This is a genomic window from Maricaulis sp. (assembly GCF_034670125.1).
GTDB lineage: Bacteria > Pseudomonadota > Alphaproteobacteria > Caulobacterales > Maricaulaceae > Maricaulis.
On the sequence record NZ_JAXMOC010000002.1, the window covers coordinates 529,180 to 545,382 of the forward strand.

Genomic DNA, 16,203 nt, shown 5'->3' on the forward strand with positions numbered 1-16,203 from the left:
GGTCTCCCTGTGCGGTGACGCTATCAGGCCACCTTGCCGTCGTCAGCCTTACTTACCGGTATTCCGGATTGGGGTGATCAAACCGCGCACCATCATCCCAGGCCGTGCGTGAATTGCCCTCGGACGGCAAGCCGCCCGCCCGCTTCAACATTGCCGCCATGTGCATCAGATTCCAGCTCATGAATGTGGTGTTGCGCTGGGTGAAATCATTTTGCGGCCCGCCGGAGTTCTCGTCCAGATAGGATGGCCCCGGACCCGCCTCGCCAATCCAGCCGGCATCCGCCTGGGGCGGGATGGTGTAGCCAACATGCTGGAGCGCATAGAGCACGCTCATGGCGACATGCTTGATTCCGTCTTCATTACCGGTCACCAGGCACCCGCCCACCTTGCCATAGGTGGCATACTGCCCGCTCCCATTCAGATCACCGGACTGGGCGTAGAGCCGCTCGATGAGAATTCGCGCGACAGAACTTTCCTCGCCCAGCCAGATCGGCGTGCCGATTACCAGGATATCCGCCGCCTCGATACGCTGCCAGACGGACGGCCATTCATCGCTTGGCCAGCCATGCTTGGTCATGTCGGGATAGACGCCGAAGGCAATATCGTGATCGACCAGGCGGACGAGCTCGGTGCTGACACCCTGCCGGTCCATGATGGCCCTCGACACGCCCATGAGCCCCTCGGTGTTCGAGGTCTCGGGTGAGCGTTTGAGCGTGCAGTTGACGAAAACGGCTTTGAGATCGGAATAGTCGGCCATGAAAAAGGCTCCGGGCGGCTATGGCCCGGAGCCTATCACGCCTGCCTCGCCCGTGCAGGACTAGTTCGTCTCGTCAAACAATTCGCGACCGATCAACCAGCGACGGATTTCCGACGTCCCGGCGCCGATCTCGTAGAGCTTGGCATCGCGCAGCAGGCGACCGGCCGGGTATTCATTGATATAGCCATTGCCGCCCAGAAGCTGGATCGCATCCAGCGCCATTTGGGTCGCGCCCTCAGCGGCATAGAGGATGGCGCCAGCGGCATCCTTGCGCGTGGTCTGGCCACGATCGCAGGCCTGTGCGACAGCATAAACATAGGCGCGCGTGGCGTTCATGCGGACATACATGTCAGCCAGCTTGCCTTGCACCAGCTGGAATTCGCCGATCGATTTGCCGAACTGCTTGCGCTCGCGGATGTAGGGCATCACCACATCCATGCAGGACTGCATGATCCCGACCGGCCCGGAGGCCAGTACGGCGCGCTCATAGTCGAGGCCGGACATCAGGATTTCGACACCCTTGCCCTCCTCGCCCATCATGTTTTCGGCCGGGACTTCGCAGTCCTCGAACACCAGTTCACCGGTTTCCGAACCCCGCATGCCCAGCTTGTCGAGCTTCTGCGCTACCGAGAAACCCTTCATGCCACGCTCGATGATGAAGGCGGAGATGCCGCGCGACCCGGCGCTGGTATCGGTCTTTGCGTAGACGATCAGCGTGTTGGCGGCGGGCGCATTGGTGATCCACATTTTCGAGCCATTGAGCACGAAATGATCACCCTTGCGTTCCGCCTTGAGCTTCATCGAAACGACATCGGACCCGGCGCCCGGCTCGGACATGGCCAAGGATCCGACATGTTCGCCGGAGATCAGCTTGGGCAGGTATTTTGTTTTCTGCTCGGCATTGCCCCAGCGCCGCATCTGGTTGACGCAGAGATTGGAATGGGCGCCATAGGACAGGCCAACCGAGGCCGACGCGCGGGAGATTTCCTCCATCGCAATCACATGCTCGAGATAGCCCAGACCGGTGCCACCGTCTTCCTCGCCAACGGTGATGCCAAGCAGGCCGAGCTCACCCATTTTCTGCCACAGGTCAGCCGGGAAAACATCGGTCCTGTCGATTTCGGCAGCGCGTGGCGCGATCTCGTCAGAGGCAAAGGATCGAACGGTGTCGCGGATCATTTCCGCGGTGTCACCGAGATTGAAATCAAGCGAAGGGTATTGGTTCGGTATCATGTTGCGCGATGTAACACGGCCCACGACCGGGTCAAGTCAGACCGGTGCAGGCTGTGGAACAGATTGGCGCGAAAAGGGCTAGTCGCGAGCCTTTTGTTTCAACTTGGCAAGCCAAATGGACGCGAGCTGCCACCCGGCAACGATGACAAGGAAAAATCCCGCGATCGCCATTCCGAAATTCAGCGTCATTTCACGCTGCGCCATGATGTAGTCCCACTCGGCCGCCGCGAGGACACTGCCAAAACCCGCCAGCAGGCCGCCCGCAATCAAAACGGCGATAAACGTCCAAAGACCGTCATCGGACCGTGGCCCCGGACGGGGCGCCGTGGTGTGGACGTCTGCCGCCAGGTCGCGCGGCGTGAAATCATCAGCGTCATCCGCCATCGGGTCATGGCCGCCCATCAACGGATCATCACCGGGATCATCGCACGGAGCCTGGCCCGCATCGACATCGGCGACGGGCTCACCTTCAACGTCGCCGACAGCGCCCTGCGCTGCAGCCGGTGTTTCGGCCGGATGCGGCGGCGGAACATCGTCACCGGCCAGCGCGACGGTGCGCTCGACGATATCGGCTTGCGGAACCGTGACCGGTTGCGGCCCGGCGCTGGTTTCAATCTCGGTTTCGGTTTTCGACTCAGTGCCGGTGTTGGCGTCCGGGTCGGTGCCGGCTTCGGCGTCCGCTTCAACCTGCAAGACCGGGGCGTGTTCGGGACGTTCCGGGATTTGGACAGGCGCTTCGTCGGCCACGACCTGGAAGCGGCCCTCCATCACACTGGTAAACGCATAGCCCAGCCCCATGCCAGCGGGAAGATCGAGGGCATAGTGCTCCGGCATGGCCGGCTCGGTCGAGTCACTGACCGGCGCGGCGGATCCAAGCCCGGCCTGGGCTGAATCGTCGGCAGGCTGGCCGTCAGTGAGCACAAATCCCAGCCCCATGCCTTCGGGCAGGTCAAACGCTGCCAGAGGCGCGGACGTCCTTGCGGTCATGCCGTCAGCCGCCCGGTCGGAGTCCGATGTCTCGACTTCCGTGACGTCGACTTCAGAGAGTTCGGCTGTGGGCTCGTCGTCAGCAGGCTCGTCGTTGGCGGATTCGTCGATTTCAGGCACGTCGGCGGGAGCATCAACGATCGCGTCAACCGCTTCCGCTTCGCCTTCTACATCGGCGATATCCTCGGCCATCCGAGCCAGTACCCGGTCAGCTGCGGCCTCCGGGTCATCCGCGGTTGCCGATTCTGCCGCAGGACCGGTTTCGACCGTCTCGCCTGTCGTGACGTCTTCCGGCGAGGCTTCTTCGGGCGTGGACTCGTCAGATTCCGGGTCGACAGCCAGGGCCTCGACAGCTGTGTCCTCCGCCGCGTCGTCCGGTTCCGGCACGTCCTCAACCGCCTCAAAACGAGTCTCGATCGGGTCGTCCCGCATCTCGGAGACGGCCTCGGCGACGGGCGCCATGTCTGTCTCGCCGAGTTCGCGGCGAACTTCCGGTGGCAGCGCTTCGACGGTTGCCAGAATTCGCGCGATCTCGTCCTCGGCCTCGCGGCGACGGGCAAGGCCGGCATCAAAGGGAGGCGGCGGCGGCGGAAAGTCCGGTGCTGTTTCGGGCACAGGCGCGTCGCGTCCGGCGATCGCGCCTTCAAGGACACGTTCCTCAGCCGGATGTTCGATCTTGATCACCAGCTCGACCGGCTCGGACTTGCGGGCCTTGCCCGGCTGGGCCGGCATCAAGGCATCCAGGAAAAGGCGGCTTTCCGCTTCGCGACGCGACGACGTACCGTCACCGTATGCTGCCAGCGCTTCGCCGGCAGCCCGGGCCCGTCCTTCGAACAGGTAGCGGGCGACGTCAGACCGGCGGAAACTGTCAACACCCACATCATGGACAAAGGAGGTCAGGGCATCGCGCTGGCCGCGTGACAACGGGCCGGTAATGCTGTCATCAACGACTTCTTCAGCGCGCATGACGTCATAGATCAGAAGCAGCGCGGCTTCATCCTCATTGACCTGCACGCCGGACCGGGCGGCGGCGCGGTGGCCATAGCCGACAACCCAACGGCCGTCATCGCCTTGCTCGGCCTGAGGTCGGAAAGGCTCAAACCGCTTGATGAGTTCGCGGGCAGCCGGAGATGTTTTCAATCGCGGTTTCATGCGTGTTCCGTTTTAGGACGGCGCGCCAAGTATATGACCCGTCCCTGCAAGCCTGACGCCGCGACGCTAGTCCTGACCGGGGTCATAGACATCGGTGGTGTCGAGCGCGGTGAAGGGCGCGAGAAAACCGCCGCCAGCCCCGCCACCGACCAGGTAGATCTCATCGGCCAGGACCGCCGCCCCTCCACCGGTACGCGGTGCGGGCAACAGCGCCTCCTCACGCCAGGCATCCTCACCGGGTTGCCAGGAGAGGTGGGTCTGGAGTGTTTCCCGACCGTCGGGCCCCCGTCCCCCGAGCAAATGGATGCGGCCGTGGAGTACCGCGATTGCGGCACCGGACCGTGGCGACGGCAGGTCCGGCCCCCGTGACCACGCACCGCCGAGCGGATCAAAAACATCCACCCGCGTGGTGGTTTCGGCTCCGAGGCGACCGCCGACCAGGTAGACATGACCGTCCAGCACCGCAGCAGAAACGCCGCGCCGCGTCACGCCCTCCGGGATTTCCAGGCTGTCCCAGCTGCGCTCCTCGGGGTCGAAGACGAAGGCTTGTCCGTCATCGCTGAGCCCGCCGAACGCGTACAGGGAACTGCCGACTGTCAGCAGGGCCATGTCGGCCTTGGCAGCCGGCATCGCGGCTTCGCTCTGCCAGATATTGCCGGCAAAGGACCACGACCAGACGCCGGCGCTGGGTGCAACACCGTCGTCGCCGCGGGCGTATCCGCCAGCCACATAGATCCGGTCATTGATCATCGCCATGCCAAAGCGCTCGAGGCCGCGAGGCAGGGGTGTTTCCGGGAACCAGCGATCGAGCTCACGGTCATAGCTTTCGAACTCGTCGCGCGGATCGGTCAGGCCCGAGCCGCCAGCCGCATATATGCGGCCGTCATAGACCGCGACAGACAGGCCGGCACGGGATGCATCCAGCCGGGCGGCGCTCTCCCACTCACCCTGCCCGACGGCCGGGCTTCCCAGCAATCCCAGCAGGCTCACGATTAGGACAGTTAAACGCACGCTTTCACCATTTCATTGCGAGGGTGTCTGACCACCCGACCTTGCCACCCCGACATCGATATCATCACAACAGGACGATTGTCGCCAGCCCCAGGAAGGCCAGGAAACCAACAACATCTGTCACGGTGGTCACAAACACAGACGATGCCACAGCCGGGTCAGCGCCCGACCGGACCATGGCCAGCGGGATGAGAATACCGGACAGGCCAGCACAGGCCAGGTTGAGCACCATGGCGATCGCGATCACCGCCGCCAGGCCCCAGTCCTGGAACCACAACACGGTCACGAGCCCCATCACCACGGCGAAAATGATGCCGTTCACGAAGCCGGTCGCCAGCTCACGCCAGATCACACGGACCGCGTTGGCGGCTGTCAGGTCACGTTCGGCAATCGACCGCACGGCAACAGCCAGCGACTGGGTCCCCGCATTTCCCCCCATCGAGGCGACGATCGGCATCAACACCGCCAGCGCGACAACCTGCGAGATCGCCCCCTCGAACAGGGCAATGACGCCGGAGGCCAGGATCGCGGTCGCCAGATTGACCAGCAGCCACGGTGCACGTGAGCGGACGGAGCGATAGACGGTGTCGGCCAGTCCCGCCTCGTTGACGCCGGCGAGAGCGAGGAGGTCTTCCTTGTTCTCGTCCTGGATGACGTGGACGATATCGTCCAGGGTCAGCATCCCTGTCAGGCGCCCGGCATCATCGACCACCGGGGCGGAGACGAGGTGGTATTTCTGGAACAGGTAAGCGACCTCTTCCTGGTCGGTCTCCGGGGCCACCAGGATACGCGGTGCCTCCATCAGATCGCTCAGCGCCACATCGCGCCGGGCGCTGACCAGCCGGCAGACCGGGATCTCACCGACCGGACGAAAGCCGGTATCGATCACGAACAGGTCGTGAAATTTGTCGGGCAGCTCGTCGGCCTCATTGCGCATGTGATCCAGCGCGTGGCCGACCGACCAGAATTCCGGCGCAGCAACGAATTCGCGCTGCATGAGACGACCGGCCGTCTCGTCTTCGAAGGACAGGCTCTGTTCGACCGCCTCCCGGTCGCTCTCGGAAAACTCGGCGAGCACGGCAGCGCGTGTCTCGTCATCCATTTCCTCGACGACTTCGGTCGCATCATCGGAGTCGAGCTCCTGGATCGCGGCGGCCAGATGTGCCGTGTCCAGATACTCCATCACCACTTCGCGGGAGTCCGGCTCCAGCTCGGCAAGCACCTCACCGGTGAAAATATCGGGCGACAGCTGCGCGAGCGCCCCCTGCTGGCTGGCCGACAACTGTTCGAGGACGTCGGCAATGTCCGCCTCATGCAGCGGCGCGAGCATGCGGCGCACAAGATTGTCGTCCGCATCGGCAATGGCCTGCCGCAAGTTGGCGACGAATTCCGGATCGGTATCCGCCCGTGCCGGCGAATCGATCAGGACATCGTCATCAAAAGCAGCTTCGCCCATGCTGGCCTCCTGGCAGGGAAATGGTTGGGATCAGTGCGGGTTGGCAGTGAGGACGCGACTGATGCAGAAGTCTTAACCGTCCCGCCTGCCAACCTCAATCGTATTGACCTGAACTAGCGGCCCTTTATGACTTTTATCGGGTCGAAGGGGGGCCAAGGCGTGTTCAGCATCACGGGCGAGGAAAACCTTCCGGTTCTGGTCGGCCTGGCGGTTGGCGGCGGACTGTCACTGATGGTCCTTTTTGTGCTCGGCTTCACCGGCTTCGGCGGGTCGCCACGCTACACAGCAACCCCGCTCCTCGGCCAAGCCGTCACAACGATGAAGGACCGGCTCGGCGCCCTGGTCACGTTGTGGATCGGGGTCAGCCTTGCCTATACCGCGGTCACCCTGTTCGCGCTGCTGATCGGGCGGACAACCACCGTATTCGAGACGGCCATGGCGGCTGTGCTCGTCTTCCTGGGACACAGGACTATGCTGGAGCGTCCGGCGGCCGCGGCCGGCATCGACGTGCCGCAAACCGGCTATTGGAGCATCCTGCTCAGATCCCTCGCGCTGGGTGCCCTGATCCTGGTGACCGCCGGCCTGGTGTTCGTGCTGGCGGCCCTGATGGTCGCGCTGGCCGAAATGACCGGGCTGGATGGCGAAACCGCCCGATTGGCCGCCGGGGTCGCTGCCGGCATCGCCGCGATCTGCCTGAGCACCCTGTTTGCCCGACTGGCCTTCGTCTATCCCTCCAGCGTGCTGGGCGGGCGCGACTGGTTCGGGACAGCACTGGGACGCACCGCACCTGTCGCCATGGCGCTCAGCGCCAGCCTGTGGCTGGTCGCCCTGGTCTCGATCGGCCTCATCATACCTGTGGTGATCGGCTCGAACTCACTGGTTCTGTCAGCCATGGCAGCCCTGCCCGCCACTCCCGGCGACCTGCCGGATGATATCGGCACACCGCTGTTCTGGTTGCGCCTGGTTGTGGAGGAATTGCCGCTGAACCTGCTGCTGGTCGCCTATTCCCTGGCCAGCATCGCCTGCGTGTCCGCGGCGTACAGGATCACGGTCCTGGAGCCGGCCACGCTCGCGCCCGACCGGTAGTCCGCGTCTTCAGATCATATGTCGGGATCTCTCACCTGGAGAGACATGGTGCGGTCGAGAAGACTCGAACTTCCACGGGTTTTACCCCACAGCGACCTCAACGCTGCGCGTCTACCAATTCCGCCACGACCGCACGTCATGGAGGCGCGGGAGATAGCAATATCCCCGCACCTTGTGAAGAGGGTATTGCAACGCTTTATGCAGCTGCGAAGAATTCATTGGCATCGGCCGGCCCGGTTATGGACACGGCGATACGATCACCCTGGATGACAACATCGCCGCGAGCGATGGGATGGTTGTTGGCCAGGATCCACACCTGGTCGTCCTCACCCGAATCGAGCGGGATCACTGCACCGCGTCCCATGCGGAGGAATTGCTGGATCGGCATCTTCGACCGGCCCAACAGGACAGAAATTTCCACTTCCACCGAACTGATCTGACTCACGTCGCACTCCAGGACTTGCGGATCATCATCGCGGGCCTGATGTTTGGCCAATACGGTTTCCGCAGCGTTAAGACATCAAGATATGGCATTACCAAACATCGAATGGGCGGTCTCGCCCGGTCTGACGCCCTATGAACCCGCCCTCGCCTTCATGGAAGCGCGCGCGGCAGCAATCGCCGCGGGCGAGGCCAATGAGATGGTCTGGTTGCTGGAGCACCCACCGCTCTATACGGCCGGGACCAGCGCCAAGGCCGGCGACCTGCTATCGCCGGACCGCTTCCCGGTTCATGAGACCGGACGCGGCGGCGAGTACACCTATCATGGCCCCGGCCAGCGCGTGGCCTACGTCATGCTCGACCTGACCAAGCGCGGCCGGGATGTGCGCAAGTTCATCCAGTCGCTGGAGGACTGGTTGATCGGGGCTGCCGCCCAGTTCGGCATTTCAGCCGGCATCCGCGATGGCCGGGTCGGCGTCTGGGTCGACCGGTCGGATGGTCGCGAGGACAAGATCGCCGCCATTGGCGTGCGTCTGCGGCGCTGGGTGTCCTTTCACGGAATCGCCTTCAATGTCGATCCGGACCTGAGCCATTTCGGCGGGATCACGCCGTGCGGCATTTCAGACCCGCGCTTTGGCGTGACCTCACTGGCCGACCTGGGACACGCCATCGACATGGCCGATTTCGACATTGCGCTTCATCTGGCCTGGACAGAGGCCTTCGGACCGGTCCGACGGGCGGATGCGCCGGATCTGGCGCCGGACTGAACAGGAATCCGGTCAGGTCTGGTCGGCGCTGGTGCCGTTGCGCTGCAGTGTCGCGAACCAGATCGCGAACACGCCCAGGACCATCCAGAAGCCGATGAAGGACGGCCAGGCGCCCGCCTGGACCATCGCCATCAATCGCTCCTGGTCGGCCTCAAGCCAGGCCTGGAACGCCGGCTGGAAACCCGGGTCGGCCAGGGCCTCGCTGAACGCGACCTGATCCGAGGTATCGAGACCCTGTTCCTCCGCGAACTGAAGCATGGCCTCGAAGACCTGCATGCCGAACCCGACAAGGGCGCCGACGCCCTTGGCCAGTATGGCGAGCACCAGTGGCAGGATGGCCAGACCGGTTCCGCGACCGGCGTGCCGGCGTCGATTGGCGAACAGCGAATGGCACACGAACCAGATCGCGAACAGGGGCACGATGCCCGGGACCGGGGCCGTCCCGTAGGTCAACCGCAATGCATCCAGCGCCATCAGGATGATGACCCCCAGCACAAAGGCCGAGACCGAGGCGCGGTGATTGGGCAGGAGAAGGGCAAGGAAGTTCATGACGGCTGTCCTGTCGGCGGCTTCAAGGATGGGCGGGCGGCAAGGCCCGGACAATAAATATGACCGGTCCCGTAACTACCCGGGAACCGGCCATATTCAAGCAGGATTCGACCCGGCGCGATCCCACCGGGTCAGTCGGGCATCGGGCTAGAGCTTGTACATGAAGTAGCCGACCACGGCGTTCGCAATGATGCTGGTCATGCTGGAGGCAAGGACCGTGGCCGGGGTGACCACGGGCCAGCCACCGGTCGATGCCGCGCCAGCGCCCAGAACAGGCGCCAGCACCAGATTGACGACCACCGAAACAACAATCACTGCCCCGATGGCGGCCAATGTCAGCCAACCGGACCGGCCGGCATCGTGAAACCGCTTCGAATAGACGCAAACCCAGGCGAATATCGAGGCCAGGCCGACGAGGATGCCGACCAGGCCGAAAACGCCGCCCAGAACCGGCATCAATGACAGGATTTGCAGCAACAGGTTGACGACGATGATCGCGATGATCCCCTGCGCGAACTCCATCGGTGACAGTTTGCCGGCAGCCCCGAACAGGATGCGCTTGGCGTCGGCAGGTTGGAGAATGAATGTGTTCAATGACATGGCTTCGACCCTCCCCGGTCGTTGATCCGAAAAGACTACCCGAAATCAGGGAAACTGCCACGCCCCATACGCCTGATACGCGAATTTGGTCAGACGGGTCCGCCGCCGCCGCCATCGCCACCGCCGCCGGCGGGCGGCAATTTCGGGTCCTGGTTCGGCTTGGGATCGGTCGCACCTCCAGCCCGGGTGGCGGCTCCATCGACGGGCGGCACCATGCCGTAGACATTGTCGCCGCTGTCGCCGATCGCGAGTCCGAGCCAGATCGTGTACACGGCCCAGACAAGAACGCTGATCGCTCCCAGCGACAGCAGGCCACCACCGGCCGACAGGAACAGGCCCGGCCCGACATCGCCCCCGGTCATGATCGCCGTGACGATCACACCTCCCAGCATCATGAAGCCGAGCAGGAATAGCACGAGATTCAGAGCCCAGGGGATGGCATGCAACCCAGCTGACCGGCCGATATCGTGCAATCGCTTGCCGTAAACAGCGATCCCGACCCAAACCAGAAGCAACCAGAGCAAGCCCCCCAGAATCGGGACGACATCAGCCAGTATGTTGCCGCCGAGAATGATGGCGACGCCGATCCAGAAGTCCTTCTGACCGATGCGGCCATTGGGGTCGAACAACAGGAATTGCCAATCCATGGGTATCGCCTTTTCGTCCGTCCATGCGCCCGGGCGTCAGATATCGGCCGTCACTCGAACTCGACCAGCAACTCGTCCGCAGCCACCGAAGCCCCGGCCTCGACCTTGACCGCCTTGATCGTGCCATCCGTCTCCGCGCGCAGCACATTCTCCATTTTCATCGCCTCGACGATGACCAGGGGTTCACCGGTCTTGACGGTCTGGCCTTCCTCAACCTCGAGCGAGACCACGAGGCCAGGCATCGGCGAGACAACCAGCTTGGCCATGTCCGGCTTTTCCTTTTCCGGCAGCAGCGCGTGCAGTTCAGCCGCCCGGGCTGTGCAGACCAGCGCCACGGCGGAGAAGCCCCGGTGCCGCATCTGGTAGCCTTCTGTGCGATCCGCGAACTCCAGGGCGATGGCGTCGCCATTGATGGTCGCTTCGAACAGGTGCTGGCCGGCACGCCAGGCAGTTTCAACCTGGAGACGCTCTGACGCCAGGGACGGCGCCCAGATCGTCGCCTGCCCCTCGGCCGTCATCTCGATTTCGACCGGGATGCGACGCTTGTCCAGGAGGACCACCCATTCGCGCACGATGGGCTCGTCTGCCGGGCGTAACCGCCCCTCGATCTGGCTGGCCCGGCGCACGAAGGTTTCATGCACGAAGGCGGCGGCGCAGGTCATGGCGACCAATTGCTCCTCGCGCGGCGCGGTGCCGTGAAATCCGTCCGGATAATGCTCACCGATATAGCCGGTATGGATGCGACCGGCGCGGAAATCAGCCTCGTCGAGCACGGCTGACAGGAAGGGCGCGTTGGACTGCAGCCCCTCGACATGGAGCCGGTCCAGCGCGGCTGACAGCGTGTCGATCGCGATGTCGCGGGTTTTGCCATAGCCGATAACCTTGGCGATCATCGGGTCGTAAAAGAGCGAGATCTCGTCGCCCTCGCGCACGCCGGCGTCGATGCGCAGCGTCCCCTCACCCAACTTGCCTTCGGCCGGCTCCTGAAAGCGCTTCAGGCGGCCGATCGACGGCAGGAAGCCGCGATAAGGGTCCTCGGCGTAAAGGCGCGCCTCGACGGCCCAGCCCTTGATCGGGACATCGCTCTGGGCCAGGGCGAGCTTTTCGCCGAAGGCTGAGCGGATCATCAGTTCGACCAGATCAACCCCGGTCGTCAGCTCGGTGACGGGATGCTCGACCTGCAGCCGGGTGTTCATCTCGAGAAAGTAGAATTTCTTGTCCTTGTCGACGATGAACTCGACCGTGCCGGCGCTGTCATAATCAACCGCAGCGGCGAGCGAGACGGCCTGGGCGCCCATGGCCTCCCGGGTCTTCTTGTCGAGGAAGGGCGACGGCGCTTCTTCGAGGACTTTCTGGTTGCGACGCTGGATCGAGCATTCGCGTTCGTTGAGGTGGATCACATGGCCATGCTTGTCGCCCATCACCTGGATCTCGATATGGCGCGGCTCCTCGATGAATTTCTCGATCAGGATCCGGTCATCGCCAAAAGACGACTTGGCTTCGTTTCGCGCCGCCTTGAACCCGTCCTTGACCTCGGCATCGTTGCGCGCGATCCGCATGCCCTTGCCGCCGCCACCGGCCGAAGCCTTGAGCATGACCGGATAGCCGATCGCCTTGACCGCGGCGAGAGCAGTGTCGGCATCGGCGATCTCGCCGTCAGCGCCGGGAATGGTCGACACGCCGGCCTTGGCGGCCAGTTGTTTCGAGCGGATCTTGTCGCCCATCGCGTCGATGGCGTGGATGTTCGGACCGATCCAGCCGACACCGGCCTTTTCCAGCGCCTTGGGCAGGGCCGGGTTTTCCGACAGGAAACCGAAACCGGGATGGACCGCATCGGCACCGGTCTGCTTGACGGCATCAAGGATCTTGTCGAGCACGAGATAGCTTTCACCCGGTGCCGATGCGCCGATGAAAACGGTTTCGTCCGCCATCTCGACCGCGAGGCTGTCGGCATCCGCTTCCGAATAAACCGCCACGGTGGCAATGCCGAGGCGTTTGCAGGTCTTGATGACGCGGACGGCGATCTCGCCACGATTGGCGATCAGGATCTTCTTGAACATGCGGGCCCCTTGATCCGGCAGCGGATGATTACCGCTCGATTGTCACGGGTTTAGCGTGGCTTGTGGCCGGGCGGCAAGCGGTGGCGGCGGCCTGTCTCAGTCCGGTTGGCGCGGTGGCTCCAGCCAATCGGCTTCCAGTGCTCGCAATTTGCCGACAATCGACACCAGGAAAGCAGTCGACCAGCCGATCATCAGGAAGCCCGTAAATCCTTCCATTGCCGAGACCATCCTCCACTGGCCGCTCATCACCACCTCGCCATAGCCCAGCGTGGTGAAGGTCGAGGTGGAGAAATACAGCGCGGTCTCGAGATCCGGAAAGGCGTCGAGCACCAGATAAAGCAACGCAAAACTCCAAATCTCGACGGCATGGACCACGAACAACCCCAGCACGATCAACAGGATGAACAACGCTTGCCGAAAGGCGGATCCATGCGGGCTGATCCGCGTCGAGCGCACCCGTGCCAGCACCAGGAGCGAGCCCAGGCCGACCATGTGCACCAGCACGGTCCAGACGGCCATGGCGGTCGAAACAAGCAAGGCTGCGGTCATCGGCAATCTCCAGAGCTGGAACCGGGCACGATTCGGCTTAGTGTCGGGGGCAAAGGGGAATCGATCAATGAGCAAAGCCGTTTACCGCCTGACCTCCATCGCCCGGCCGCTGGAGGCAAAGTATCCGACCAATCGCGCCGTGCTGATTGCCCTGCCCCTGATCGGACTGGGCCTCGGACTCTATGCCTATCTCTCGGCCGGTGGCGGCGCGGTGAATGCCGTGATCACCGGTCTGGAGGCGATGGTCGTCACCTTCCTGGTCTGGGCCCTGGGCCGCGAGGCCGATCCGGACCGCAACCTCACTGCCTTCGTGGCGGCCGGCTTGGTTGTCTACGCATTGGTGATGGGCCTGCCGGTCGCAGTCTGGACCCTGGCCTTTGTCCTGATGGCGGCACGAACGGTGAACCGCACCGTCGGCCAGCCGGCCAAGCCCGGCGATCTTGTCATGGTGCTGATCCTCGCCGGTTTCTCGGTCTTCTCGGACGGGTACGCGCTGATGGGCGTCGTCGCCGCGATCGCCATCGCCATCGACGTGCATCTCGACCGTTCGCGCACCTTGGCCCTGATCGCCGCCCTCGCCGCGCTGGGCCTGACGGTCTGGCAATTGATCGAGCTGGAGGGTGATTTCGCTGCCTTGTTGTGGCCTGAGACGGCGTCGATGCACCTGATGGCCCTGATTGGAGGTCTGGTCGTGATCGGCCTGTTGAGCACCCGGCTTTGCCCGCGGCCGAACAGCGTCTGTGATGCGCGCGGTGAGCCGCTGAGCCACGCCCGGGTGCGCGGTGGCCGCCTGGTCATCTCGCTGGCGCTGCTCGCCGGCATGGCCGAGGGCAACGCCCTGGCCCATGCGCTCTACCCGCTCGGCGGTGTGCTTCTTGTCACCTTCATCGTCGGCTTCATCCCGACGGGACGGGGCAAGCCTGCCGACTGATCGCGCTTTTCCACCGGCATCAAATGCGGGACACTGGTAATCCGACGCCGTACGGAACCGACATGAGCGACACCCATCACCCCGATCACGACGGTACTGTGCAAGCCGATACGGCGCGCAGGCTTTCAGAATGCGTGACCCGCGACGAGTTGCGCCAGCTGTCGCGCACCACGAATTGGCAGGGCGCGCTGATGCTGGCGAGCAACCTCGCCGGGCTCGCTGCAGCCTTCGCGCTGGCCATCGTCTGGACCAATCCGCTCACCCTGCCACTGGCCGTCATCCTGATCGGCGGCCGCCAGCTGGCGCTGTCGATCGTGCTGCATGACTGTGCCCACCACTCCCTGTTCCGCACGCCCTGGCTCAATGAATTCGCCGGACGCTGGATCGGCGGCGCGGCGGTCGATGTACCGCTGCAGCTCTATCGCGACTATCACCTCGACCATCACCGCCATGCCGGCACCGACAAGGACCCCGACCAGGGGCTGGTGAAGGCCTATCCGGTCACAAGCGACAGCCTGCGCCGCAAATTCATCCGCGACCTGACCGGCCAGACCGCCATCCGCGATCTGGTCATGGCCTGGAAGTCGCCGGACTGGCGCCAGAAGACACCCTTCCTGGTGTTCCAGCTGGTCCTGCTCGCCGCCCTCACCGCCGCCGGCGCGCCCTGGGCCATCGCCCTGTGGTGGGCGGCGCGGATTTTCGTTTATCCGGCGATCATGCGACTGCGGAATATCGGCGAGCACGGCGTCGCCGCCGATCGCTATGACACCGAACCGCGCCGCAACACCCACACCACGATTGCCAGCTGGCCGGAGCGCCTGCTGGTGGCGCCCAACAACGTCAACTACCACCTCGAACACCACATCTTCGCTGCCGTCCCGCCCTATAACCTGCCCCGCCTTCACAGGCTGCTGGCGAGCCGGGGATACTATGACGGCCATGCCTGCGTGACGCGCGGCTATCCGGCGATGCTGGGCAAGGCGGTGCGGGTGGCTTAGGGCTGACCCTCCAACGCCTTCAGTTGAATTTCGCGCGAGCGCGGAACAACCCATAGATCGCTTGTCAGCCAGCAGGCCGTATCCGCTTCTTGCCGTCAAGGGCCCGAAGGGCCGCGGAGCGGGCAGGCCCCTTGACGGCAAGAAGCGGATACGGCGACGTCTCGGCAAGCGACTTATGGACAGGTGAGCGCGGGCGCACCACTTGATAAATGTACGGAAACCTGTACAATCACTTCATGCTGCAGCCGCCCCGAATCCTCTCCATATCCGAAGCGCGCGCGGCGTTGAAAGACGTGGTCGAGCGCGTCACCGCTGACAAGGCGCCGGCGATCATCACCCGTCAGGGCGGCGAGCCGGTGGTGATGGTGGCGCTGTCGGAGTGGGAAGCCTTACAGGAAACCAATTATTTGCTCGAGAGCCCGGCCAATGCCCGCCGCCTGCGCGACAGTATCGCCGCCGCCGAGGCCGGTGAGACCCGCTCCCTGACGCCGGACACGCTGCGCCGCCTCGCCGAAGACCCGGCCGCCTTCATCGGCTGGGCCGGGGACGAGACCGGTACCGACGGGACATCATGAATGTCGAGCTGACGCCCCAGGCGCTCGACGATCTTGCCTGGCTGGTCCGCCACGAAACCCGCCTAGCCAAACGCACCCTCCAGCTCATCGAAGACATTCGCCGCAACCCGTTCGACGGCCTGGGCAAACCGGAATGCCTCAAGGGCGAACTGTCAGGCTGGTGGTCGCGCCGCATCGATAGCAAGCACAGGCTGGTTTATCGGGTTATGGGGGCCGGGGATGGGCAGCGGGTGGAGGTGGTGCAGTGTCGGCGGCATTATTGAGCTGAGTTGGCCTGCGGCCAGCCTGTCGCAGGGTAGCAACGCTGCATGAGCCGACAAGCCAACCATCCAATCAATCATTCCATCATTTTTCCCGGAAGCGCGCCAGCGCTATCCGGGACCAACGGGAGATTCAGCGCTTCA

Annotated in this window: 17 protein-coding genes and 1 tRNA gene; 6 read left to right on the forward strand and 12 right to left on the reverse strand. The window is 63.9% G+C overall.

The window, feature by feature from the left end:
• Positions 1-52: 52 nt before the first annotated feature.
• From VOI18_RS05835 to mgtE, 5 genes are all read right to left on the reverse strand, one after another.
• The gene (locus VOI18_RS05835) at positions 53-757 is read right to left on the reverse strand and encodes a flavodoxin family protein (protein WP_323761467.1); all 705 of its coding nucleotides are present in this window, start codon (positions 755-757) and stop codon (positions 53-55) included.
• Positions 758-817: 60 nt separating this feature from the next.
• A complete protein-coding gene (locus VOI18_RS05840) occupies positions 818-1,990 on the reverse strand; it encodes an isovaleryl-CoA dehydrogenase (RefSeq protein WP_323761468.1) in 1,173 nt (390 codons plus the stop codon).
• A 78-nt stretch (positions 1,991-2,068) separates the two neighbouring features.
• Positions 2,069-4,129, reverse strand: a complete 2,061-nt coding sequence (locus VOI18_RS05845) for a glycoside hydrolase family protein (RefSeq protein WP_323761469.1) — start codon at positions 4,127-4,129, stop codon at positions 2,069-2,071.
• A 66-nt stretch (positions 4,130-4,195) separates the two neighbouring features.
• Positions 4,196-5,140 (reverse strand): kelch repeat-containing protein, encoded by a 945-nt coding sequence (locus tag VOI18_RS05850; RefSeq protein ID WP_323761470.1) that lies wholly within the window; start codon positions 5,138-5,140, stop codon positions 4,196-4,198.
• Between the two features lie 64 nt (positions 5,141-5,204).
• Positions 5,205-6,596, reverse strand: a complete 1,392-nt coding sequence (mgtE, locus tag VOI18_RS05855) for a magnesium transporter (protein ID WP_323761471.1) — start codon at positions 6,594-6,596, stop codon at positions 5,205-5,207.
• A 159-nt stretch (positions 6,597-6,755) separates the two neighbouring features.
• Between mgtE and VOI18_RS05860 the strand changes: the two genes are divergently transcribed.
• Entirely contained in the window at positions 6,756-7,682 is a 927-nt protein-coding gene (locus VOI18_RS05860; protein WP_323761472.1) for a hypothetical protein, read from the forward strand.
• Positions 7,683-7,728: 46 nt separating this feature from the next.
• On the opposite strand, the gene VOI18_RS05865 is transcribed toward VOI18_RS05860, so the two are convergent.
• Together VOI18_RS05865 and VOI18_RS05870 are read right to left on the reverse strand one after the other, a co-directional pair.
• Positions 7,729-7,815: transfer RNA gene (locus VOI18_RS05865), tRNA-Leu, on the reverse strand.
• Positions 7,816-7,878: 63 nt separating this feature from the next.
• The gene (locus VOI18_RS05870) at positions 7,879-8,127 is read right to left on the reverse strand and encodes a FliM/FliN family flagellar motor switch protein (RefSeq protein WP_041637474.1); all 249 of its coding nucleotides are present in this window, start codon (positions 8,125-8,127) and stop codon (positions 7,879-7,881) included.
• Positions 8,128-8,209: 82 nt separating this feature from the next.
• Here VOI18_RS05870 and lipB point away from each other — a divergent pair, with 82 nt between their 5' ends.
• Positions 8,210-8,890 (forward strand): lipoyl(octanoyl) transferase LipB, encoded by a 681-nt coding sequence (gene lipB / locus VOI18_RS05875; protein WP_323761473.1) that lies wholly within the window; start codon positions 8,210-8,212, stop codon positions 8,888-8,890.
• A gap of 12 nt (positions 8,891-8,902) precedes the next feature.
• Here lipB and VOI18_RS05880 read toward each other — a convergent pair whose 3' ends face one another.
• The 5 genes from VOI18_RS05880 to VOI18_RS05900 form a co-directional block, all read right to left on the reverse strand.
• On the reverse strand, positions 8,903-9,439 hold the full coding sequence (locus VOI18_RS05880; protein WP_323761474.1) for a hypothetical protein: 537 nt from the start codon (positions 9,437-9,439) through the stop codon (positions 8,903-8,905).
• A gap of 147 nt (positions 9,440-9,586) precedes the next feature.
• On the reverse strand, positions 9,587-10,039 hold the full coding sequence (locus tag VOI18_RS05885) for a DUF805 domain-containing protein (protein ID WP_323761475.1): 453 nt from the start codon (positions 10,037-10,039) through the stop codon (positions 9,587-9,589).
• 89 nt (positions 10,040-10,128) lie between these two features.
• Positions 10,129-10,686: a DUF805 domain-containing protein gene (locus VOI18_RS05890; RefSeq protein ID WP_323761476.1), complete on the reverse strand. Its 558-nt coding sequence runs from the start codon at positions 10,684-10,686 to the stop codon at positions 10,129-10,131.
• 50 nt (positions 10,687-10,736) lie between these two features.
• Positions 10,737-12,746: an acetyl/propionyl/methylcrotonyl-CoA carboxylase subunit alpha gene (locus VOI18_RS05895; protein ID WP_323761477.1), complete on the reverse strand. Its 2,010-nt coding sequence runs from the start codon at positions 12,744-12,746 to the stop codon at positions 10,737-10,739.
• 96 nt (positions 12,747-12,842) lie between these two features.
• The gene (locus VOI18_RS05900) at positions 12,843-13,295 is read right to left on the reverse strand and encodes a potassium channel family protein (RefSeq protein WP_323761478.1); all 453 of its coding nucleotides are present in this window, start codon (positions 13,293-13,295) and stop codon (positions 12,843-12,845) included.
• Between the two features lie 67 nt (positions 13,296-13,362).
• Here VOI18_RS05900 and VOI18_RS05905 point away from each other — a divergent pair, with 67 nt between their 5' ends.
• The 4 genes from VOI18_RS05905 (at position 13,363) to VOI18_RS05920 (ending at position 16,062) form a co-directional block, all read left to right on the forward strand.
• A complete protein-coding gene (locus tag VOI18_RS05905; protein WP_323761479.1) occupies positions 13,363-14,226 on the forward strand; it encodes a hypothetical protein in 864 nt (287 codons plus the stop codon).
• Between the two features lie 62 nt (positions 14,227-14,288).
• On the forward strand, positions 14,289-15,224 hold the full coding sequence (locus VOI18_RS05910; RefSeq protein ID WP_323761480.1) for a fatty acid desaturase family protein: 936 nt from the start codon (positions 14,289-14,291) through the stop codon (positions 15,222-15,224).
• A gap of 209 nt (positions 15,225-15,433) precedes the next feature.
• Positions 15,434-15,799 carry a type II toxin-antitoxin system prevent-host-death family antitoxin gene (locus VOI18_RS05915; protein ID WP_323761481.1) on the forward strand — a complete coding sequence of 122 codons (366 nt, stop codon included), beginning with the start codon at positions 15,434-15,436 and terminating at the stop codon, positions 15,797-15,799.
• Positions 15,796-16,062, forward strand: coding sequence for a Txe/YoeB family addiction module toxin (locus tag VOI18_RS05920; RefSeq protein ID WP_323761482.1), 267 nt, complete (start codon positions 15,796-15,798; stop codon positions 16,060-16,062). The genes VOI18_RS05915 and VOI18_RS05920 overlap by 4 nt, the downstream gene beginning before the upstream one ends.
• The last annotated feature ends 141 nt before the right edge of the window (positions 16,063-16,203 follow it).